The sequence below is a fragment of the Streptomyces sp. bgisy159 genome (assembly GCF_965341775.1).
GTDB lineage: Bacteria > Actinomycetota > Actinomycetes > Streptomycetales > Streptomycetaceae > Streptomyces.
Genome location: NZ_CBDQZH010000006.1, coordinates 34,909 through 52,280, shown reverse-complemented (window position 1 = coordinate 52,280; position 17,372 = coordinate 34,909). Strand labels below are relative to the sequence as shown.

Annotated in this window: 19 protein-coding genes; 11 read left to right on the top strand and 8 right to left on the bottom strand. The window is 73.5% G+C overall.

The genetic code is table 11. The features are described 5' to 3' along the window. Positions 1-14: 14 nt before the first annotated feature. Positions 15-899: a LysR family transcriptional regulator gene (locus ACSLTV_RS08475; RefSeq protein WP_432138050.1), complete on the bottom strand. Its 885-nt coding sequence runs from the start codon at positions 897-899 to the stop codon at positions 15-17. A gap of 115 nt (positions 900-1,014) precedes the next feature. Between ACSLTV_RS08475 and mgrA the strand changes: the two genes are divergently transcribed. Beyond that, positions 1,015-2,007, top strand: coding sequence for an L-glyceraldehyde 3-phosphate reductase (gene mgrA, locus ACSLTV_RS08470; RefSeq protein WP_435611920.1), 993 nt, complete (start codon positions 1,015-1,017; stop codon positions 2,005-2,007). Here mgrA and ACSLTV_RS08465 read toward each other — a convergent pair. Together ACSLTV_RS08465 and ACSLTV_RS08460 are read right to left on the bottom strand one after the other, a co-directional pair. Continuing rightward, on the bottom strand, positions 1,997-2,287 hold the full coding sequence (locus ACSLTV_RS08465) for a DUF1905 domain-containing protein (protein ID WP_432138052.1): 291 nt from the start codon (positions 2,285-2,287) through the stop codon (positions 1,997-1,999). The two genes, mgrA and ACSLTV_RS08465, sit on opposite strands and share 11 nt — an antisense overlap. Before the next feature lie 81 nt (positions 2,288-2,368). Beyond that, positions 2,369-2,752 carry a nuclear transport factor 2 family protein gene (locus ACSLTV_RS08460; RefSeq protein ID WP_432138053.1) on the bottom strand — a complete coding sequence of 128 codons (384 nt, stop codon included), beginning with the start codon at positions 2,750-2,752 and terminating at the stop codon, positions 2,369-2,371. A gap of 308 nt (positions 2,753-3,060) precedes the next feature. Here ACSLTV_RS08460 and ACSLTV_RS08455 point away from each other — a divergent pair, with 308 nt between their 5' ends. From ACSLTV_RS08455 to ACSLTV_RS08440, 4 genes are all read left to right on the top strand, one after another. Further along, the gene (locus tag ACSLTV_RS08455) at positions 3,061-3,471 is read left to right on the top strand and encodes a hypothetical protein (RefSeq protein WP_432138054.1); all 411 of its coding nucleotides are present in this window, start codon (positions 3,061-3,063) and stop codon (positions 3,469-3,471) included. A gap of 63 nt (positions 3,472-3,534) precedes the next feature. Further along, positions 3,535-5,883 (top strand): FHA domain-containing protein, encoded by a 2,349-nt coding sequence (locus ACSLTV_RS08450; RefSeq protein WP_432157381.1) that lies wholly within the window; start codon positions 3,535-3,537, stop codon positions 5,881-5,883. 7 nt (positions 5,884-5,890) lie between these two features. Further along, positions 5,891-6,556 carry a hypothetical protein gene (locus tag ACSLTV_RS08445; protein ID WP_432138056.1) on the top strand — a complete coding sequence of 222 codons (666 nt, stop codon included), beginning with the start codon at positions 5,891-5,893 and terminating at the stop codon, positions 6,554-6,556. Next, on the top strand, positions 6,546-7,544 hold the full coding sequence (locus ACSLTV_RS08440) for a serine/threonine-protein kinase (RefSeq protein WP_432157383.1): 999 nt from the start codon (positions 6,546-6,548) through the stop codon (positions 7,542-7,544). Before ACSLTV_RS08445 ends, ACSLTV_RS08440 begins: the two co-directional genes overlap by 11 nt. Positions 7,545-8,097: 553 nt before the next feature. Here the strand turns inward: ACSLTV_RS08440 and ACSLTV_RS08435 are convergent. Continuing rightward, positions 8,098-9,294, bottom strand: a complete 1,197-nt coding sequence (locus tag ACSLTV_RS08435) for a streptophobe family protein (RefSeq protein WP_432138104.1) — start codon at positions 9,292-9,294, stop codon at positions 8,098-8,100. A 302-nt stretch (positions 9,295-9,596) separates the two neighbouring features. On the opposite strand from ACSLTV_RS08435, the gene ACSLTV_RS08430 reads away from it, so the two are divergent. Next, complete coding sequence (locus tag ACSLTV_RS08430; protein WP_432138058.1) at positions 9,597-10,739, top strand: DUF6777 domain-containing protein; 1,143 nt, start codon at positions 9,597-9,599, stop codon at positions 10,737-10,739. Positions 10,740-10,818: 79 nt separating this feature from the next. Further along, positions 10,819-11,274 carry an ATP-binding protein gene (locus tag ACSLTV_RS08425; protein ID WP_432138059.1) on the top strand — a complete coding sequence of 152 codons (456 nt, stop codon included), beginning with the start codon at positions 10,819-10,821 and terminating at the stop codon, positions 11,272-11,274. 39 nt (positions 11,275-11,313) lie between these two features. On the opposite strand, the gene ACSLTV_RS08420 is transcribed toward ACSLTV_RS08425, so the two are convergent. Continuing rightward, positions 11,314-12,183, bottom strand: coding sequence for a SigB/SigF/SigG family RNA polymerase sigma factor (locus tag ACSLTV_RS08420; protein WP_432138060.1), 870 nt, complete (start codon positions 12,181-12,183; stop codon positions 11,314-11,316). A gap of 115 nt (positions 12,184-12,298) precedes the next feature. Here ACSLTV_RS08420 and ACSLTV_RS08415 point away from each other — a divergent pair, with 115 nt between their 5' ends. Continuing rightward, entirely contained in the window at positions 12,299-12,700 is a 402-nt protein-coding gene (locus ACSLTV_RS08415; RefSeq protein ID WP_432138061.1) for a helix-turn-helix domain-containing protein, read from the top strand. Positions 12,701-12,731: 31 nt separating this feature from the next. Here ACSLTV_RS08415 and ACSLTV_RS08410 read toward each other — a convergent pair whose 3' ends face one another. Next, positions 12,732-13,334: a ClpP family protease gene (locus ACSLTV_RS08410; RefSeq protein WP_432138062.1), complete on the bottom strand. Its 603-nt coding sequence runs from the start codon at positions 13,332-13,334 to the stop codon at positions 12,732-12,734. 1 nt (position 13,335) lies between these two features. Beyond that, positions 13,336-13,968, bottom strand: a complete 633-nt coding sequence (locus ACSLTV_RS08405) for an ATP-dependent Clp protease proteolytic subunit (RefSeq protein WP_432157385.1) — start codon at positions 13,966-13,968, stop codon at positions 13,336-13,338. Between the two features lie 254 nt (positions 13,969-14,222). Here ACSLTV_RS08405 and ACSLTV_RS08400 point away from each other — a divergent pair, with 254 nt between their 5' ends. The 3 genes from ACSLTV_RS08400 to ACSLTV_RS08390 all read left to right on the top strand — a co-directional run bounded on the left by ACSLTV_RS08400 (position 14,223) and on the right by ACSLTV_RS08390 (position 16,508). Then, positions 14,223-14,705 (top strand): VOC family protein, encoded by a 483-nt coding sequence (locus tag ACSLTV_RS08400; RefSeq protein ID WP_432138064.1) that lies wholly within the window; start codon positions 14,223-14,225, stop codon positions 14,703-14,705. A 264-nt stretch (positions 14,706-14,969) separates the two neighbouring features. Beyond that, entirely contained in the window at positions 14,970-15,767 is a 798-nt protein-coding gene (locus tag ACSLTV_RS08395) for a VOC family protein (protein WP_435611919.1), read from the top strand. A 30-nt stretch (positions 15,768-15,797) separates the two neighbouring features. Further along, on the top strand, positions 15,798-16,508 hold the full coding sequence (locus ACSLTV_RS08390) for a ribonuclease H family protein (protein ID WP_432138066.1): 711 nt from the start codon (positions 15,798-15,800) through the stop codon (positions 16,506-16,508). 38 nt (positions 16,509-16,546) lie between these two features. On the opposite strand, the gene melC2 is transcribed toward ACSLTV_RS08390, so the two are convergent. After that, the gene (gene melC2, locus ACSLTV_RS08385) at positions 16,547-17,371 is read right to left on the bottom strand and encodes a tyrosinase MelC2 (protein WP_432138067.1); all 825 of its coding nucleotides are present in this window, start codon (positions 17,369-17,371) and stop codon (positions 16,547-16,549) included. Position 17,372 lies beyond the last annotated feature (1 nt).

Sequence of the window (17,372 nt, the reverse complement as noted above, 5' to 3'; positions counted from 1 at the left end):
CGCGCAGCCGGCGGCTACGCGCCCCCGTTCTCCAGGACGTCCATCAGCGCGCGGGCTGCCGGGCTGAGGGCGGGGGCGGGCGGCAGCAGGGCGACCGTCTCGTAGGCCGCCTCGCCGATGCCCTTCAGCGGCAGCGCGGTGAGGGTGCGCCGTTTGTGACGGAAGTGGCGCGGGACGACCGCGATGCCCAGGTTCTCGTCGATCAGGTCCAGCAGGCTGTGCACGTCGTTGACCTCCAGTGCGACCGTGCGCCGCAGCCCGGCCGCGGCGAACGCGGCGTCGGCCGCCCGGCGCGGCCCCCAGTCGGGGTGGAAGTCCACGAACACCTCGCCCGCGATGTCCGCCGGGGTGAGTGCCGCCGCCGTGCCCGCCAGACGGTGACCGGGGTGGCACAGCACGTACATCGGCTCGGCCGCCAGCGGCACCGAGCGCAGCTGGTCGCCGTCGTCCTGGGTACGGTAGGCGAAGGCCAGGTCGAGCCGGCCGGCCGCGACCTCCTCGGCCAGCGTCCCCGAGCCGTACTGCCGCAGCCGGATCTCCACGTCCGGGTGCAGTCGGCGGAAGGCGGCCAGCAGCCGGGGCGGATGCACCCCGGCGATGCACTGCTCGGCGCCCACCGCCAGCGTCCCGCGCAGCACCCCCTGCACCGCGGCCACCGCCTCGTGTGCCGCCCGTACCTGGGCCAGGATGCGCTCCGCCTCGCCCAGCAGGGCGCGCCCCGCCTCGGTCAGCGTCACCCGGCGGGTGGTCCGGACGAACAGCGGCGCCCGCAGTTCCCGCTCCAGCGCCCGGATGGACGCCGACAGGCCCGACTGGGAGACCATCAGGCGTTCGGCGGCCCGGGTGAAGTGCTGGTCCTCGGCGACCGCGACGAAGTGCTGGAGGTGGCGCAGTTCCATGATTGAGCAGCGTAGCCGCTGAATTCCATCGGATTCTTCTGTTGGACCACTGCTCGCAGGCAGCGGAAGAGTGGGTACAGCTCGATCACTGTGTCCCACCCCTCATGGAGTCGCGTTGTACACCGCACACCCCGACCGCTACGCGGACATGCCCTACCGGCGCTCCGGACGCAGCGGCCTGAGACTGCCCGCGCTCTCGCTCGGCCTGTGGCACAACTTCGGCCCGGACCGGCCGGTCGAGACCCAGCGCGCCATCCTGCGCCGCGCGTTCGACCTCGGTGTCACCCACTTCGACCTGGCCAACAACTACGGTCCGCCGCCCGGCGCGGCCGAGTCCGCGTTCGGCGAGTTCCTGAAGGCCGACTTCGCCCGCTACCGCGACGAGCTGGTCATCTCCACCAAGGCCGGCTATCTGATGTGGCCGGGCCCGTACGGCGAGTGGGGCTCGCGCAAGTACCTGCTGTCGTCGCTGGACCAGAGCCTGCGGCGGATGGGCCTGGACTACGTCGACATCTTCTACTCGCACCGGCCCGACCCGGACACTCCGCTGGAGGAGACGATGGGCGCCCTGCACTCGGCGGTGCAGCAGGGCAAGGCGCTGTACGTCGGGGTCTCCAACTACTCGGCCGAGCAGACCCGCGAAGCCGCCCGCATCCTGGGCGAGCTGCGCACCCCGCTGCTGATCCACCAGCCGCGCTACTCGATGCTGGACCGGCGCCCCGAGACCGGCGGCCTGCTCGACGCGCTGGACGAGCTGCAGGTCGGCTCGATCGTCTTCTCCCCGCTGGAGCAGGGCCTGCTCACCTCCCGCTACCTCGACGGCATCCCCGAGGACTCCCGGGCGGCGAGCGACAGCCCCTTCCTGAACTCGGACGCCCTCACCGGTGACCTGGTGGCCCGGCTGCGCGCCCTGGACGAGATCGCCAAGGGGCGCGGGCAGACGCTGGCCCAGATGGCCCTGGCCTGGGTGCTGCGCGGCGGGCGGGTGACCTCGGCGCTGGTGGGCGCGAGCAGCGCCCGGCAGATCGAGGACAGCGTCGGCGCCCTGGACCGCCTCGACTTCGAGGACGCCGAGCTGGCCCGCATCGACGCGGTGGTCAACGGCTGAGCCGTTCGACGAGCCGGACGGTCACCCGGTCGCCCTCCTCCTTGCCGATCGCCCTGCGGACCTCGGCGCTGACGGGCAGCTTGTGGGTGCCGTCCCCGAGGGCCATGAACGAGCTGCGGAAGGGCTGCCCGTCGACGGTCCCGCGGACCTTGACCAGTCCGCGGGTGCCGAAGTACGCGACGGACTCCGGCCAGACGACATAGGTCCAGCCGCCCTTGCTCGGGCTCTTGACCAGGACCGCGGTGAATTCCGCGGTCAGTGCTCCACCGCTCGTGCCCATGATGTCCTCCGCTCGCTCCGGTGCCGGTCGGTTCCGATCGGTAGACCGGCGCGAGCGGGGGAACTCATCGCGGCGCGGCCGTCAGGCCCCGGCGGGCACCCGGTCGAGGAAGCCGAGGACCGAGGTGATCCGGTCCTCGGCGTCGAGCGTGATCACGTCGGACCCCGCCACCGGGGCGGACCCCGACGCCGCGTCGACCAGCTCCCAGGAGAAGCGGGCCGTGTCGTGGTGCCCGTCGACGGTGCCGGTCAGCCGGAACTCCAGGCCGGGGAACTGCGCCTGCGCCGCGGTGATCAGGGCGGTGATCTGCTCATGACCGCTGACGTCGGCCAGTGGGTCGGTGTAGCCGCCGTCCGCCGCCCACGCGACCGTGACAGCTTTGGCCAAAGCCTGCGGTTCGCGGGCGTTCCAGGCCTCGAAGTAACGGGCGACGGCGTTCTCGTAGCGTTCGGTCTGCGCGGACACGGGAAATCAGCCCCCATGGGGTCGTCGATGCAGGTCAGGTCCCGGATCGCGATGAGCGCCGACCCGGTGCGACCACTGTGCCGCGCGCGCCCGGCCCGGTCGATTACCTCCGGGGTCATGCCGACGACTCCTGACGCCCCGCCGGAATTCGGCCAGCGGCGCCCCGGAATATGCCAGGAGACTGGCCGGAAAGTCATGGTGACAGTGTTTTAGAAGTGAACATACTCGAACGACAGGGGCAGTTCACCACCCGGGAGCCGCAGGGAAGCGAGGCCCAGGCGCGCAAGCGATCGACGGGGGAGTGAGACGTGCACGACGAATTCCTGTGCCATGTCACCGCGTACGGTGTCTGCGACGGGCGGCGCATCGGCGTACCGCTCGGCACCTACCGGGCGCCCACGCTCGCGCTCGCCCTGTGGTGGCTGCGTGACCGGGCCTGCTGGATCGCCGAGCGGCTGGACCCGCAGCCCGGCGGCGCCCGCTACCCGGCCGGCGCGCTGGTGCCGGTCGCCGCGACCGTGCCCGACGTGCCGGGGATCCTGCGGTCCTGGTGCGCGGACGTCGCACGACAGGAACTCGTCGCCGACGAGCTGGCCGGCGGACGGCTGGTGCGGATCGCCGCCAGTGACGAGACCACCGAGTACGAACTGCTCGCCGAGTCCGTCGACGCGCTGCGGATGCAGCGCACCGTCCCGGCCCTGGTGGTGCCGGTCGCCTGACCCGTGAGGCTCCTCCGAACGGGTTATAAGGCGCTCATCGGCACAGGTCGATAGAATTCCGGCATGGCGGAGCGACCGGTCGCCTCGACGGCACCCGAACTGGTCCTGGAGACCGAGACGGGCGTCACGTTGATGACCCCGGGCCACGCCTACCGTCTCGGCCGCGACCCGCTCAGCGACATCGTCCTCGACGACACACGGGTCTCCTGGCACCATGCCGTGCTGCGGCCCTACGGCGACCACTGGGTGCTGTGCGACGAGCACAGCACCAACGGCACCTTCGCCGACGGCCACCGCATCCACGAGCGGGACGTCGGACCCGGCAGCGTCCTGCGGTTCGGCAACCCCTCCGACGGCCCCCGCGCCGTCCTCGTCGGCCGGGCCCCGCCGGCCCCGCACGCAGCGGAACGCCCCTCCGCCGTGGCGATGCCCGCCCTGACCGGCACCTTCCGCCGGCCCACCAGCGTCCGGCCGCTGCCCACCCGCACCGTGCGCATCGGCCGCGCCTTGGACAACGACCTGATCGTCGACGACCTCGTCGTCTCCCGCCACCACGCCGAACTGCGCGCCCTGCCCGACGGCAGCTACGAGATCGCCGACCTCGGCAGCCACAACGGCACCTACCTCAACGGCCGCCCGGTGGACCGCGCGCCCGTCGGACCCGACGACATCGTCGGCATCGGGCACTCCGCGTTCTGCCTGACCGGCGGACGGCTGCAGGAGTACGTCGACACCGGTGAGATCTCCCTCGACGTCCAGGAACTCACCGTCGCCGTCGACCACGGCCGCAAGACGCTGCTGGACCACGTGTCCTTCCCGGTGGGGCAGAAGTGCCTGCTCGCCGTGGTCGGGCCGAGCGGCGCCGGCAAGTCCACCCTCCTGAACGCCCTCACCGGCCAGCGCCCCGCCGACCACGGCACCGTCGTCTACGACGGCCGCGATCTCTACCACGACTACGCCGAGCTGCGCCAGCGCATCGGACTCGTCCCCCAGGACGACATCCTGCACTCCCAGCTCACCGTGCGCGCCGCCCTCTCCTACGCCGCCGAGCTGCGCTTCCCCCAGGACACCGCCCGGGTCGAACGCCGCGCCCGGGTCGCCGAGGTCATCGGCGAACTCGGTCTGGAGCAGCGCGCCGACCAGCCCGTGCACAGCCTCTCCGGCGGCCAGCGCAAACGCGTCAGCGTCGCCCTGGAACTGCTGACCAAACCCTCGCTGCTCTTCCTCGACGAGCCCACCTCCGGCCTCGACCCCGGCATGGACCGCTCGGTGATGCACATGCTGCGCGACCTCGCCGACGACGGCCGCACCGTCATCGTCGTCACCCACAGCGTCCTCAGCCTCGACGTCTGCGACCGGCTCCTGGTGCTCGCCCCCGGCGGCCGCATCGCCTACTACGGGCCGCCCGACGAGGCGCTCGGCTTCTTCGACTGCCCGCAGTGGCCCGAGGCCTTCGAGGCGTTCGAACGCGACCGAGACCGGGACTGGGCGGGGCAGTACCGCACCTCGGCACTGCACCGCCGGTACGTCGCCGACGCCACCGCGCAGCCCCGGCTGCCCCGGGAGGGGCCCCTGATCATTCCGCCGCCGCCCCGGCCGCGCGGCCGCCGCGCCCAGCTGGGCACGCTGGTGCGCCGCTACGCCGCCGCCCTGAGCGCCGACCGCACCTTCCTCGCCATCATGATCGCCCTGCCGTTCGTCATGGGCGCCATGGCCCGGGCCCTCGCCGGCGGCGAGCTCACCCGGGACACGGCGATGAACGCGCTGCTGATCCTGAGCGTCGGCGGGGTCCTCACCGGGGCCGCCAACGCCGTGCGCGAGCTGGTGAAGGAGCGGGTGATCTACCGGCGCGAACGCGCCGTCGGCCTGTCCAGATCGGCGTACCTGATGTCGAAGGTGGTGGTGCTCGGCACGGTGACCGTCGTCCAGGCCGTCGTCCTGACCCTGGTCGCCCTGCTCGGCGTCGAACTCGGCGCGCCCGGCGGCAAGGGGGTGCTGATGCCGCCCCTGGTCGAGATCACCGTCGCCGTCGCCCTCCTGGCGTTCACCGCGATGATGCTCGGCCTCGTCATCTCCGCCCTGGTCGGCAAGGAGGAGGTGACCATGCCGCTGCTGGTGCTGCTCGCCATCGTCCAGGTGGTCTTCTGCGGCGCGCTGCTGAAGCTGGACGGCGTCGTCGTACTGGAGCAGCTGGCGTGGCTGGTGCCCTCGCGCTGGGCACTGGGCGCGATGGCCGGCACCCTCGACCTGGCCCGCATCGTGCCCGGAGACCTGACCGCCGACCCGCTGTTCGAGCACTCGGCGGGCGTCTGGCTGCTCGACGTGGGCATGCTGGTGGTGCTCTCCGTGGTCTTCGGCCTGCTGGTCTCCCGGCTGCTGCGCCGGCAGGAGCCGGCCGTCATGCGGAAGTAGGCCCGACGTGACGCTCCCGATGTTCCGTCCCACTCACGTCGTCCCCGGCGACGGCATGGCCGCCTGGGAGGACCCCGACCCCGCCCGGCCCACCGTGCCCCTCGACCCGCTGCTGCCCGTACGGCTCGTCGAACGGCGCGGCGACTGGGGCCGGGCGCTGTGCGCCAACGGATGGTCCGCCTGGGTCGACGCCCGCCTGCTGGTCGCCCTACCGCAGGACCCGCCCACCACGGCCGGCGGCCCCCTCGCCCGCACCGCCGACCCGCGCCCGCTGCTCGCCCGCGCCGAACGGGTCCTGGCCGGCTACCGGGCGGCCGTGGAGGACCTCGCCTCCGGGGCGCTCGACGGTGAGTCCTTCCGCCACCGCACCCAGGGCCTGCGCATCGGGGTGGTCGTCGACGGTGAGTCGCTGTGGCTCTACGACGCCGAGCGCGGGCGGTGGCTCTACGCCGACGGCACCCGGCTGAGCACCTACGCGGCCGACGAGGCGCCGAGCGCGACCGCGCCCCCGGACACCACCGCGCCCCCGGACCCCACGCCCTCGGGCCCCTCGGCTCGCCCGGCGGCTCGCCCGGACGCCGCGCCGCCGACCGCCGTCGTGCCCCCGGAGGCCACCGCGCCCCCCGGTCGCGACCACGCCCCCACCCGGATCGTGAGCCCCGATGGCCCCTGACACCAGCCTCTTCTCCGGCCGGCCCGCCGAGCTGATCGGCCGCACGGTCGCCGGCTACCGCATCGAGAGCGAGATCGGCCGCGGTGGCATGGCCGTCGTCTACCGCGCCCACGACCTGCGCCTGGACCGCACGGTCGCGCTGAAGCTGCTCGCCCCCGAACTCGCCCGCAACGACACCTTCCGGCAGCGCTTCACCCACGAGTCCCGGACCGCCGCCGCCATCGACCACCCGCACATCGTGCCGGTCTTCGAGGCGGGCGAGACGGACGGCGTCCTGTACATCGCCATGCGCTACGTCGCCGGCAGCGACCTGCGCCACCTGCTGGACCGGCGGGGCCCGCTGGCGCCCGGTACCGCCCTGCGCATCACCGCCCAGGTCGCCTCCGCGCTGGACGCGGCCCACGAGCACGGGCTGGTCCACCGCGACGTGAAGCCCGGCAACATCCTGGTCGCCCGCGGCACCGACAGCGACCACCCCGAGCACGTCTACCTCACCGACTTCGGCCTGACGAAGAAGTCGCTGTCGCTGACCGGCTTCACCACCGTCGGCCAGTTCGTCGGCACGCTCGACTACGTGGCGCCCGAGCAGATCTCCGGCAAGCCGGTCGACGCGCGTTGCGACGTCTACGGCTTCGCCTGTGTCGTCCACGAGACCCTGGCCGGGCACCCGCCGTTCCGCCGCGACGACGACATGGCACTGCTGTGGGCCCACCAGTACGACGACCCGCCACCGCTGACCGAGGCGCGCCCCGACCTCGACCCCCACGTCGACGCGGTGTTCGCGCGGGCCCTGGCCAAGAGCCCCGACGACCGCCAGGACTCCTGCCTCGGCTTCGTCGCCGACCTCCGCGCCGCCCTGAGCGGCGGCCCCTCGGCCGGGCACCCGGCCACGGAGGTGGACCTGAGGGCCCTGCGACCGCCGACCCCTGGCCTGCCGGAGGCCCCGAAGCCGCCGCCGCGCTGGGCGGAACCGGTGATCGGCCTCTGACCGCGCGGATCGAACGGCTCGCCGGCCCGCGCCCGCTCCCGGTGTCCTCCCAGGGTGCCGCCTCCCGGGCGGGTGGTCGTCGGCCGTGCCCCGCCCACGACCACCGGGCGGCCTGACCGGTGGCGGGGCATCGCGGCGCAACGGCCGCGGCTCGGGACCGGCCGGGCGTGCCGCGGGCCGGAGCCTCGCCGGCTGCCGCCGGAGTGCGGCGCGGGCGGGGCCGGGCGGGGCCGGGCGGTGGCAACGCGGTTCTTCGCGGGCGGGACGGGCTGAAGGCTCGGTGTGCCGGGCTGCCGGCCGACGGGGCCGGCCGGCAGGTGGCGCCGGAGGGGACGTCGGCTGTGTTCCGGCCGGGCCGCCCGGCGGTCGCGCCGCCCGGGGCGCCGAGCGGGCAGGGAGCGGCGGCCACCGGTGCCACCGGCGCGTCGGACGCCCGGGGCCGGGGCGGCGACGTGGCCGAACGCCGTCGGCTGTTCCCGGGGCGAGGAGCCGGGGCGAGGAGCCGGGCCGCGCGCCGGTCGCCGGGCCGGGGCCGGCGCACCCCCGCGGGCGGTCAGCCGTGTGCCGCCGCCTCGTCCGGCACCGCACCGGGGTGACGCACCGGCCGGGACAGCAGGGCGCCGAGGAAGCCGGTGACCAGCCCCCACAGGGCGGCCAGGCCCAGGGCCGACCACAGCCGGGGCCGCAGGTACAGCTCACCCGCGAGGCCGCCGCCCAGATCCCCGATACCGAGCAGCGACAGCCCGTAGTGCGCGGAGAGGCGGCCCAGCAGGCAGATCATCAGCACCGTCAGTACCAGAGCCACCGCCATGCGCAGGGCGTGCCGCCAGGCGGCCACACCGGCCGGCGAGCGGGCCGCCATCACGAACGCCGCCGCCAGCAGCAGCACCGCCGCGGCCACCACGAGCCACCACGCCCGCGCGTCCTGCTCGGCGAGCGTGCCCACGTCGAGCTCGGTGTTGTCCCGGCCGCGCAGCACCTCGTCCAGGACATGCGGCATCGGCAGCCCGAACGGCCCTTCCACCCGCCCGTCCCAGGTGGCGCCCAGCCCGAGTGTGAACGCCAGCCACATCAGATTGGGCAGGCCCAGCAGCACCACCGCCAGCGTCTCGGCGGGGTGGCCCCGCGTGGCCGCCACGATCAGCGCGATCACCAGGCCGAGGCCCACGTAGGCGAGGAGCAGCAACACCATCGCGTGGGCCGCGGGTCGGACCGACCGCTGGAAGGGCAGCAGGCGCGCCGGCAGTGGGGCACCCCGCGAGACCAGCAGCGTCAGCACCAGCACTCCGGCGAGCCAGACCAGCCCGACGGCGAGGGTGCGCGGTACGTCGGTGGTGAAGCCGACCTGCGGCCGGATGCCGAACAGATCGGCGAGGTCGTTCACCTCGCCCTGGCCCAGCGAGATCGTGAAGGTCTGCCGGGCGGCGAGCGCCAGGCCGAGCAGCCCGAGCAGCCACACCACGGCGATCCGGGCCGCCCAGCCGGCCAGCTCACCGGCGTCGGCCACCGCACGGTGGCGCAGCGGCCGCAGGAAGCCGACGGCGACGACCAGGGCCCCGGTGAGGGTGACGGACAACGGGATCACGGCCAGATCGGCGCCCGTGCCCGCGAGCGGACCGGCGTCACCCGCGAGCTCGACGGTGCCGCCGACCGCGGTGACCACGGTCGCGGCGACCACCCGGGGGAAGGCGCGGTCCGGCAGGTCCGCGGCCCCGGCCGCCCAGAGGCCGAGCGCGGCCACGACGCTCATGGCGACCAGCCCGGCCAGGGCCGCGGCGAGCGCCCGCGCCCAGCCGGGCCGGGCGGCCTGCCAGGCTGAGGCGGCGGAGGGACGGTGCGTGCTCACCCTGTCACGCTAAGCAGACAGCGCCCGGAGCGCCTGCCGGGAGACCCGTCCGCGCGGCGGGGTCCTCGGTCGGGCGGTGAAAGCGCCGGCTGTCCGCTTGCGGTCGCCGCCCGCCTGGAGTTCACAATGGGGCATTGAATAATACATCCGGCATATCCGACATTCTTCTGCCGGAGTGTCGCAGGAAGTCGACGTCGGGAGATCCAGTGAGCGTCGAACCGCCGTCCTCCGGCCGTCCCACCGGCCCACCCTCCGGCCCGCTCTCGGGTCCCACCCGGCCCTCGGCGGGGCCGCCCTCGGGCCAGTCGTCCGGCCCGTCCGGCTCCTCGGGCCCTCCCTCGGGTCCACCCTCCCCACCGACCGGCGGCGGCCCGGAGGGCGGTCCGCCCGGGCCGCGCCGTCCCTGGTGGCGCTCCGCGCCCGGCATCGCCCTCGCGGTGGCCGTCGCCCTGGCCCTGGTGGCCCTCGGCATCGTCCTGACCCGCTCCGACGGCGGCGGCAAGGAGGCCGACGGCGAGGTGTTCCTGCAGGCGGCGAGCAAACCCGGTCCGGACCCGTTCACCGAGTCCACCGCCACGGACAGCTCCACCCAGCCCGTCTCGCCCAGCCCCGCCGCCACCTCCGAGGGCTCCAACGCCGTGACCGCCGTCGACGGCGGCACCGCCGGCCTGTACGGAGGCAACCGCAACGCCTCCAGCTGCGACGTCGAGAAGCAGATCCGCTTCCTGGCGGCCGCCCCCGACCGCAACCGGGCCTTCGCCTCCGTGGCCGCGGTCGCCCCCGCCGACGTGCCCGCCTACCTGCGGGGCCTCACCCCCGTGCAACTGCGCATGGACACCAGGGTCACCAACCACGGCTACCGCGACGGCGCCGCCACCAGCTACCAGGCCGTCCTGCAGACCGGCACCGCGGTCCTCGTGGACGGGCACGGCGTGCCCCGGGTGCGCTGCGCGTGCGGCAACCCGCTGACCCCGCCGGTCGCCCAGCAGGGCACACCGAAGCCCACCGGTGACTCCTGGCCGTCGTACCGCGCGTCGAACGTCGTGGTGGTCACGCCGTCGACCACGGTCGTGAACGTGTTCGTCCTGCACGACGACGACGGCGGCTGGTTCGCCCGGCCCCGCGGCGACACCGGCGGCAAGGACCGCCCCACCCGGCCGCCCGCCCAGCCGTCCCCGTCGGTGAGCGTCACCACGCCGAGCGCCTCGTCGTCCTCGCCGGCCTCACCGTCCTCGCCTCCCCCCAGCAGTGAGTCGCCCCCGCAGCCGCCGCCTTCGAGCAGCGAGGCGCCCCCGCCGCAGCCGTCACCCACGCCGCCGCAGTCCCCGCCGGGAGACTCGGCCCAGTGACGGGAGTGCGCGGCGCGCCACGGGGTACGAGCACAGGTGCAACAGCGTCCGGCCGGTCCGGCGTCGGAGAGAGAAGCGCATGATCGAACACCTGGGCGGGACAGTCGCACCGACTGGTTTCGACGTGCCCGTGGAACCGCTGCGGCGCGCGGAACACTACACCGGTGAACCGGGATGCATCGCCGAGGCCCGTTCCTTCGCCGCGCGGTTCGTCGAGCGGCTGCGCACCGACCGGTTCGCCGCCATCGACGACCGCACGGTCGAGGAGCTGATGCTGGTGGTGAGCGAACTGGTCACCAACGCGGAGCGGCACAGCAACGGTCCGTACATCCTGGAACTGGAAGGCACCGGCACCTCCGTCGCGGTGTCCGTGTACGACAGCAGCGACGCGCTGCCGCTGCGCTTCCCCAGGGACCCCCAGCGGATCGGCCGGCACGGTCTCGAGATAGTGCACGCCGTCGCCGCCGAGGTCAGCGCGGAACGCGTACCCGTCGGCAAGCGCGTCCGCGCGCTGCTGCGCCTCGACCACCCGTGACGGCGGACCCCGCGGGCGGGTGACCCGCCCGCGGGGCGTTCAGGCGCGGCCCGGTTCCTCCACCATCCCCCGGCGCAGACGGGTCAGGATCCGCTTGATGAGCCGGGACACGTGCATCTGCGAGCAGCCCAGGCGTTCCCCGATCTCCGCCTGGGTGGCCTCCTCCACGAACCGCAGATGCAGGATGCACCGGTCCCGCTCGCTCAGCCCCGCCACCAGCGGGGCCAGCGAGTGGACGTCCTCGACCAGCCCCAGCCCGTGCTCCTCGACACCGATGAAGTCGGCCAGCACCGCCTCGCCGCTGTCCGGGCCGTCCCCGGTGAGCGCGGCGTCCAGCGAGGCCGACGTGTAGCCGTTGGCCGCGATCTGCGCCTCCCTCACCTCCCGCTCCGGCAGGTTCAGCAGCATCGCCAGCTCCGCCACCGTCGGCTCCCGGTCCAGCCGGCCGGCCAGCTCCTCGCGCGCCTTGGCCAGTTCCACCCGCAGCTCCTGCAGCCGGCGCGGCACGTGCACGGCCCAGGTGGTGTCCCGGAAGAACCGCTTGATCTCGCCGAGGATGTACGGCAGCGCGAACGAGGTGAACTCCACCTCGCGGGACAGGTCGAACCGGTCGATGGCCTTGATCAGCCCGACCACCCCGGTCTGGACGATGTCCTCCATGTCGTCCCCGCGCCCGCGGAAGCGCCCGGCCGCGAACCGCACCAGCGAGATGTTCATCTCGATGAGCGTGTTGCGCGCGTACTGGTACTCCGGCGTGCCCTCCTCCAGCTCTCTGAGCCGGCGGAAGAACTGCCGGGACAACTCCCGGGCGTCGTGCGGGGCCACGCTCCGGGGGTCCACGACGGTCGCTTCCCCGGCGGTCCCTGTCCCGTCGGTTGCTGTTTCCGACCGCTTCACGGCGGTCCGCATGCCCTCAGTCACGAACGGCGCCTACCCGCCGTCGCCCGACGCATGCCTGCCCGAATTCACCGAGGGCGCAACGCCGTACGCTTTCCGCCACGGCGTCAACTCCTAGGCTGGGCAGGTGACCAACCAAGTGCCGAACCAGTCCCGAGCCCTCCCGCCGCGCCCGGTCCGGGAGCGCCCGAGCCCCTCGTCCCCGCCCCGGCAGCCGCGTGCCGCGGAACCTCTGTGGCGCGATCTGGTCGGTGACGTCCTGCGCCGGGAACGCCTCGCCCAGGAACGCACCCTGAAGGACGTCGCCGACGCCGCCCGCATCTCCATGCCGTACCTGTCGGAGGTGGAGCGCGGCCGCAAGGAGGCCTCCTCAGAGGTCCTCGCGGCCGCGGCGCACGCCCTGGGCCTCGGCCTCGGCGACCTGCTGGCGCGGGCGCACGGCGAACTGGTCCGGCTCGGCAGCCGTACCGCGCCCGGCGTCCGCACCTCCGCCCGCACCCCCCACGGCGGTCTGTGCCTGGCCGCCTGACGTCCTGTCGGGGATGCCCTCGGCCGGCGCCTCACACCACCGTGAGACGCCGGCTCAGCACCTCGTCGGCCAGTCCGTAGGCCACCGCCTCCCGCGCGGTGAACACCTTGTCGCGGTCCATGTCCGCCCGCAGCGTGGCCACCTCGTGTCCGGTGTGCCGGGCCAGCACCTCCTCCACCTGGGAACGGATCCGGACCATCTCCTTGGCCTGCAGCGCCAGATCCGACACCGTGCCCTGCCGGCCGCCGCTCGCCGGCTGCCCGAGCAGCACCCGCGCGTGCTCCAGCACGAACCGTCGCCCCGGATCCCCGCCGGCCAGCAGCACGGCCGCCGTCGACGCCGCCTGCCCCACGCAGAACGTCGAGATCGGCGCCCGAACGAACGTCATGGTGTCGTAGATGGCCATCAGCGAGGTGAACGCGCCGCCGGGCGAGTTGATGTAGACCGCGATCTCGTTGTCCGGCTCCGCCGACTCCAGGTGCAGCAGCTGCGCGATCACCACGTTGGCGACGCCGTCGTCGATCTCGGTGCCGAGGAAGATGATCCGCTCGCTCAGGAGCCTGCTGAACACGTCGAAGGACCGCTCGCCGCGCGGGGTCCGCTCGACGACGTTCGGAATCGTGTAGCTCCCCATGTCACAGCCCCGTCCGTCGCCTGGCCGCGACCGGGCGGACGTCGGCGAGCGACTCCACGATCCGGTCCACGATGCCGTACTCCCGTGCCTCCTCGGCGGTGAACCAGCGGTCGCGGTCGCCGTCCCGGGCGATGCTCTGAGGGGTCTGCCCGGTGTGCTCGGCGGTGATCCGCTCGATGGTCCGCTTGGTGAACTCGTGGTTCTGCGCCTGGATCTCGATGTCCGCGGTGGTGCCGCCGATCCCCGCCGACGGCTGGTGCATCATGATCCGCGCGTTCGGCAGCGCGTACCGCTTGCCGGCCGTGCCGACGCTGAGCAGGAACTGCCCCATGCTCGCGGCGAACCCCATGGCCAGGGTGACCACGTCGTTGGGGATCAGCCGCATCGTGTCGTAGATGGCCAGGCCGGCGTGGACCGAGCCGCCCGGGCTGTTGATGTACAGGCCGATGTCGGTGTGCGGGTCCTCCGCCGACAGGATCAGCAACTGGGCGCAGACCCGGTTGGCGGAGACCTCGTCGACCTGGGTGCCCAGGAACACGACGCGCTGGCCCAGCAGTTGGGCGGCGAGGTGGTCGTCGAACCGGGTGGGCGGGGTGTCGCCCTCCTCGGCCCGGGGGGTGAGCGCGGTGAGCATCGGGGTCGTCCCTCCGTGAGGTGGTTGTCGTCCCCTCCACTGTCGGCCGCGCGGGCCCGCAGCGGCCGGTTCCTCTGCCCGCGGCAGATTCGCCCTGGGCAGAGCGCCGGACCGGCCCCGGCGCCGGGGGCCCGCTGCACCGCCGCGCGAGGAGCGCCGCGAGATCCGGACGGCGGATCCGCCGCCCGGCGATGAGTTCCGGAGGCCGCACCGGTCAATACAGGTGACAGCGATCCCCGCAGCAGGAGGTACTCATGACGACCGACGGATTCACCACGTGTCTCTGGTTCGACACCGAGGCCGAGGAGGCCGCCCACTTCTACGTCTCGGTCTTCAAGAACGCGCGCGTCGGCAAGGTCACCCACTACCTCGAGGGCGCCCCCCGCCCCGCGGGAACCGTGATGACCGTCGACTTCACGGCCAACGGTCAGCGGTTCGTCGCGCTCAACGGCGGCCCCGAGTTCAAGTTCAACGAGGCGATCTCCTTCCAGATCGAGTGCGACGACCAGAACGAGGTCGACCACTACTGGAGCAGGCTCACCGAAGGCGGCGGCGAGCCCGGCCCCTGCGGCTGGCTCAAGGACAGGTACGGCGTGTCCTGGCAGGTGGTACCCAAGGTCCTCCTCCAGATGGTCGGCGACCCGGACCCGGAGCGCGCCACCCGCACCATGGGGGCCATGCTCGCGATGGGCAAGCTGGACATCGCCGCCCTGCGCAGGGCGTACGACGGCGAGTGACCCGGCGCTCGCGCGGACCCGGGTCGGCCGTGAACGGCCGGTACCACCCGGGCCGCGCCCCCGCCGGGCCGGAGAACCACCACGGCACCCCGCGGTCACGGCCGACCGCCGTGCGCCTCCCCGGCGCCACGGTCACCGACCGGGACCGCGCGCGGAGCCAAGCTCCGCCGTCCGTTCGGACGGCCCCGCTCGGCGCGCGGGCCGCCCGGCGGATGGCTAGCGTGAGAAAACGGACAATCCCTCTCATCGGAAGGGCCGCCAGTCATGGCCGCACCACCTGAAGGAACCCCCTGCTGGGCCGACGCTATGTTCAGCGACGTCGAGGGGGCCAAGCGTTTCTACGGCGAGGTCCTGGGCTGGACCTTCGGCGAGGCGTCGTCCGAGTACGGCAACTACACCCAGGCCTACGCGGACGGCAAGGCGGTCGCGGCGGTCGTACCGCCGATGCCCGGCCAGGAGAGCCAGTCGCAGTGGTGTCTGTACCTCGCCTCGCCGGACGCCGCCGCCACCGCCGCCAAGATCCGGGACAACGGCGGCGAGGTCCTGATGGGGCCCATGGAGGTCGGCGAGTTCGGTTCCATGCTGATCGCCCGGGAACCGAGCGGGGCGGTCTTCGGCGTCTGGCAGGCCGGCACCCACGAGGGCTTCGAGGCGACAGGAGTGCCCGGCGCCTACGCCTGGGCCGAGTTCTTCACCCGGGAGCCCGAGCGCACGGACGCCTTCCTGCCCGCCGTCTTCCCCTACGCGGTGAAGCGGATGCAGGACGACGCCATGGACTACCGGATGTTCGACGTCGGCGGCGACACGGTCCTCGGCCGGATGAAGATGACCGACGACTTCCCGCCCGAGGTGCCGCCGTACGTCAACGTCTACTTCGCCGTCCCCGACTGCGACGCGGCCGTCGCCCGGGCGACCGAGCTGGGCGCCACCCTCCGGTTCGGTCCGCAGAGCAGCCCCTTCGGCCGTTTCGCCGCCCTCAGCGACCCGCAGGGCGCCGCCTTCACGGTGATCGACACGAGCACCACGGAGGGTGACATGCCGAAGGTCGCGGACGTGCCGTAGCGCGGGTCCGGACGTCACCGCGGCCATGGCATGATCGTGCCCATGGGTGAACATGCTGTGGCCGCGTGCGACGGGGCTTCCAAGGGCAACCCCGGACCGGCCGGCTGGGCCTGGGTGGTCGCCGACGACTCCGGGACGCCCGCCCGCTGGGAGGCCGGACCGCTCGGCCGGGCCACCAACAACGTGGCCGAGCTGACCGCGCTGGAGCGGCTGCTGGCGGCCACCGACCCGGCGGTGCCGCTGGAGATCCGGATGGACTCCCAGTACGCCATGAAGGCCGTCACCACCTGGCTACCCGGCTGGAAGCGCAACGGCTGGAAGACCGCCGCCGGCAAGCCGGTCGCCAACCAGGACCTCGTGGTGCGCATCGACGAACTCCTCGCCGGCCGCTCCGTGGAGTTCCGCTACGTCCCCGCCCACCAGGTCGACGGCGACCGGCTGAACGACTTCGCCGACCGCGCCGCCAGCCAGGCCGCCGGTGTCCAGGAGGCGGCGGGCAGCGCCCTCGGCTCACCCGAGCCGCCGCCCTCCCCGGACACCCCGAAGTCCGCGGCCCCGCGGGGACGCGGCGCCGGGGCCAAGTCCTCCCAGCGGCGCGCCGGTTCGTCGTCGTCGCGCACGATCAAGGCCAAGTTCCCCGGCCGCTGTGTGTGCGGACGCCCCTACGCGGCCGGCGAGCAGATCGCCAAGAACGACCAGGGCTGGGGTCACCCGGAGTGCCGCACCGCTTCCCCCTCCTGATCGCGCCACCCGGGAGGCGCGCCTGACACGTCGAACGGTCAGTCGGTGTCGAACGTGTAGAACCGCGTGTGGTCCAGCAGGTCCGCCGGGCGCACGTCGTTCCAGGGCTTCATCGTCTCCTCCAGGTCGACCACGTCCGGGGTGCCCGCCGCCGGCAGGTACGCCGCGTCGGGGTGCCGGCGGCGCCACTCGGCCCACAGCTTGTCGACGAAGGCGTGGTGCAGCCAGAACACCGGGTCGTTGGGGGAGACCCCGGTGGCCATCTGGCCGCCCACCCACACGTGCACCCGGTTGTGCAGGTTGACGCCGCGCCAGCCCTCCAGGTGGTTGCGGAAGCCGTCCGAGGCGCTGTTCCACGGCGCCATGTCGTACGTCTCCATCGCCAGGACCGACTCCACCTCCGCCCGGGTCGGCAGCTCCCGCACGCTCACCCCGAGCGAGCGCCGCAGGTACGCGCGGCCGTCGACGCGGACGTTGATCGGCCAGTCCCCGGCGACGGCGGCGAACGGGCCGTCCGTGACCCGGCCGTCCCGGCTGCGCCCGGTGCCGCCGAGGAAGTCCGGCGCCCACAGCGAGGCGCGGGTCGAGCGGTCGGTGGACCAGTCCCAGTAGGGCAGCGCCACCGAGGCGTCCACGGACTGCAGGGCGCGCTCGAACTCCAGCAGGAATCTGCGGTGCCAGGGCAGGAACGACGGCGAACGGTGACCGGTGCGCTCGCCGTAGTCGGAGTCGGACATGACGAAGGCGTTGTGCGTCCTGACGAAGGCGTCGTAGCGGCCGCTGCGCTTCAGCTCCAGGACGGCCCCGACGAATCGGCGCTTCTCGTCGGCGGTCAGGGTGGCCTGGTTCTTGCGGACGGTCATG

Excerpts from the sequence above, each read along its gene's own strand:
- ACSLTV_RS08475 (WP_432138050.1), bottom strand. The coding sequence starts at position 899 with ATGGAACTGCGCCACCTCCAGCACTTCGTCGCGGTCGCCGAGGACCAG.
- ACSLTV_RS08405 (WP_432157385.1), bottom strand. The coding sequence starts at position 13,968 with ATGCTCACCGCGCTCACCCCCCGGGCCGAGGAGGGCGACACCCCGCCC.
- melC2 (WP_432138067.1), bottom strand. The coding sequence starts at position 17,371 with ATGACCGTCCGCAAGAACCAGGCCACCCTGACCGCCGACGAGAAGCGC.
- ACSLTV_RS08465 (WP_432138052.1), bottom strand. The coding sequence starts at position 2,287 with ATGGGCACGAGCGGTGGAGCACTGACCGCGGAATTCACCGCGGTCCTG.
- ACSLTV_RS08395 (WP_435611919.1), top strand. The coding sequence starts at position 14,970 with ATGGCCGCACCACCTGAAGGAACCCCCTGCTGGGCCGACGCTATGTTC.
- ACSLTV_RS08425 (WP_432138059.1), top strand. The coding sequence starts at position 10,819 with ATGATCGAACACCTGGGCGGGACAGTCGCACCGACTGGTTTCGACGTG.
- ACSLTV_RS08440 (WP_432157383.1), top strand. The coding sequence starts at position 6,546 with ATGGCCCCTGACACCAGCCTCTTCTCCGGCCGGCCCGCCGAGCTGATC.
- ACSLTV_RS08390 (WP_432138066.1), top strand. The coding sequence starts at position 15,798 with ATGATCGTGCCCATGGGTGAACATGCTGTGGCCGCGTGCGACGGGGCT.
- ACSLTV_RS08410 (WP_432138062.1), bottom strand. The coding sequence starts at position 13,334 with ATGGGGAGCTACACGATTCCGAACGTCGTCGAGCGGACCCCGCGCGGC.
- ACSLTV_RS08420 (WP_432138060.1), bottom strand. The coding sequence starts at position 12,183 with ATGCGGACCGCCGTGAAGCGGTCGGAAACAGCAACCGACGGGACAGGG.
- ACSLTV_RS08435 (WP_432138104.1), bottom strand. The coding sequence starts at position 9,294 with ATGAGCGTCGTGGCCGCGCTCGGCCTCTGGGCGGCCGGGGCCGCGGAC.
- ACSLTV_RS08400 (WP_432138064.1), top strand. The coding sequence starts at position 14,223 with ATGACGACCGACGGATTCACCACGTGTCTCTGGTTCGACACCGAGGCC.
- ACSLTV_RS08450 (WP_432157381.1), top strand. The coding sequence starts at position 3,535 with ATGGCGGAGCGACCGGTCGCCTCGACGGCACCCGAACTGGTCCTGGAG.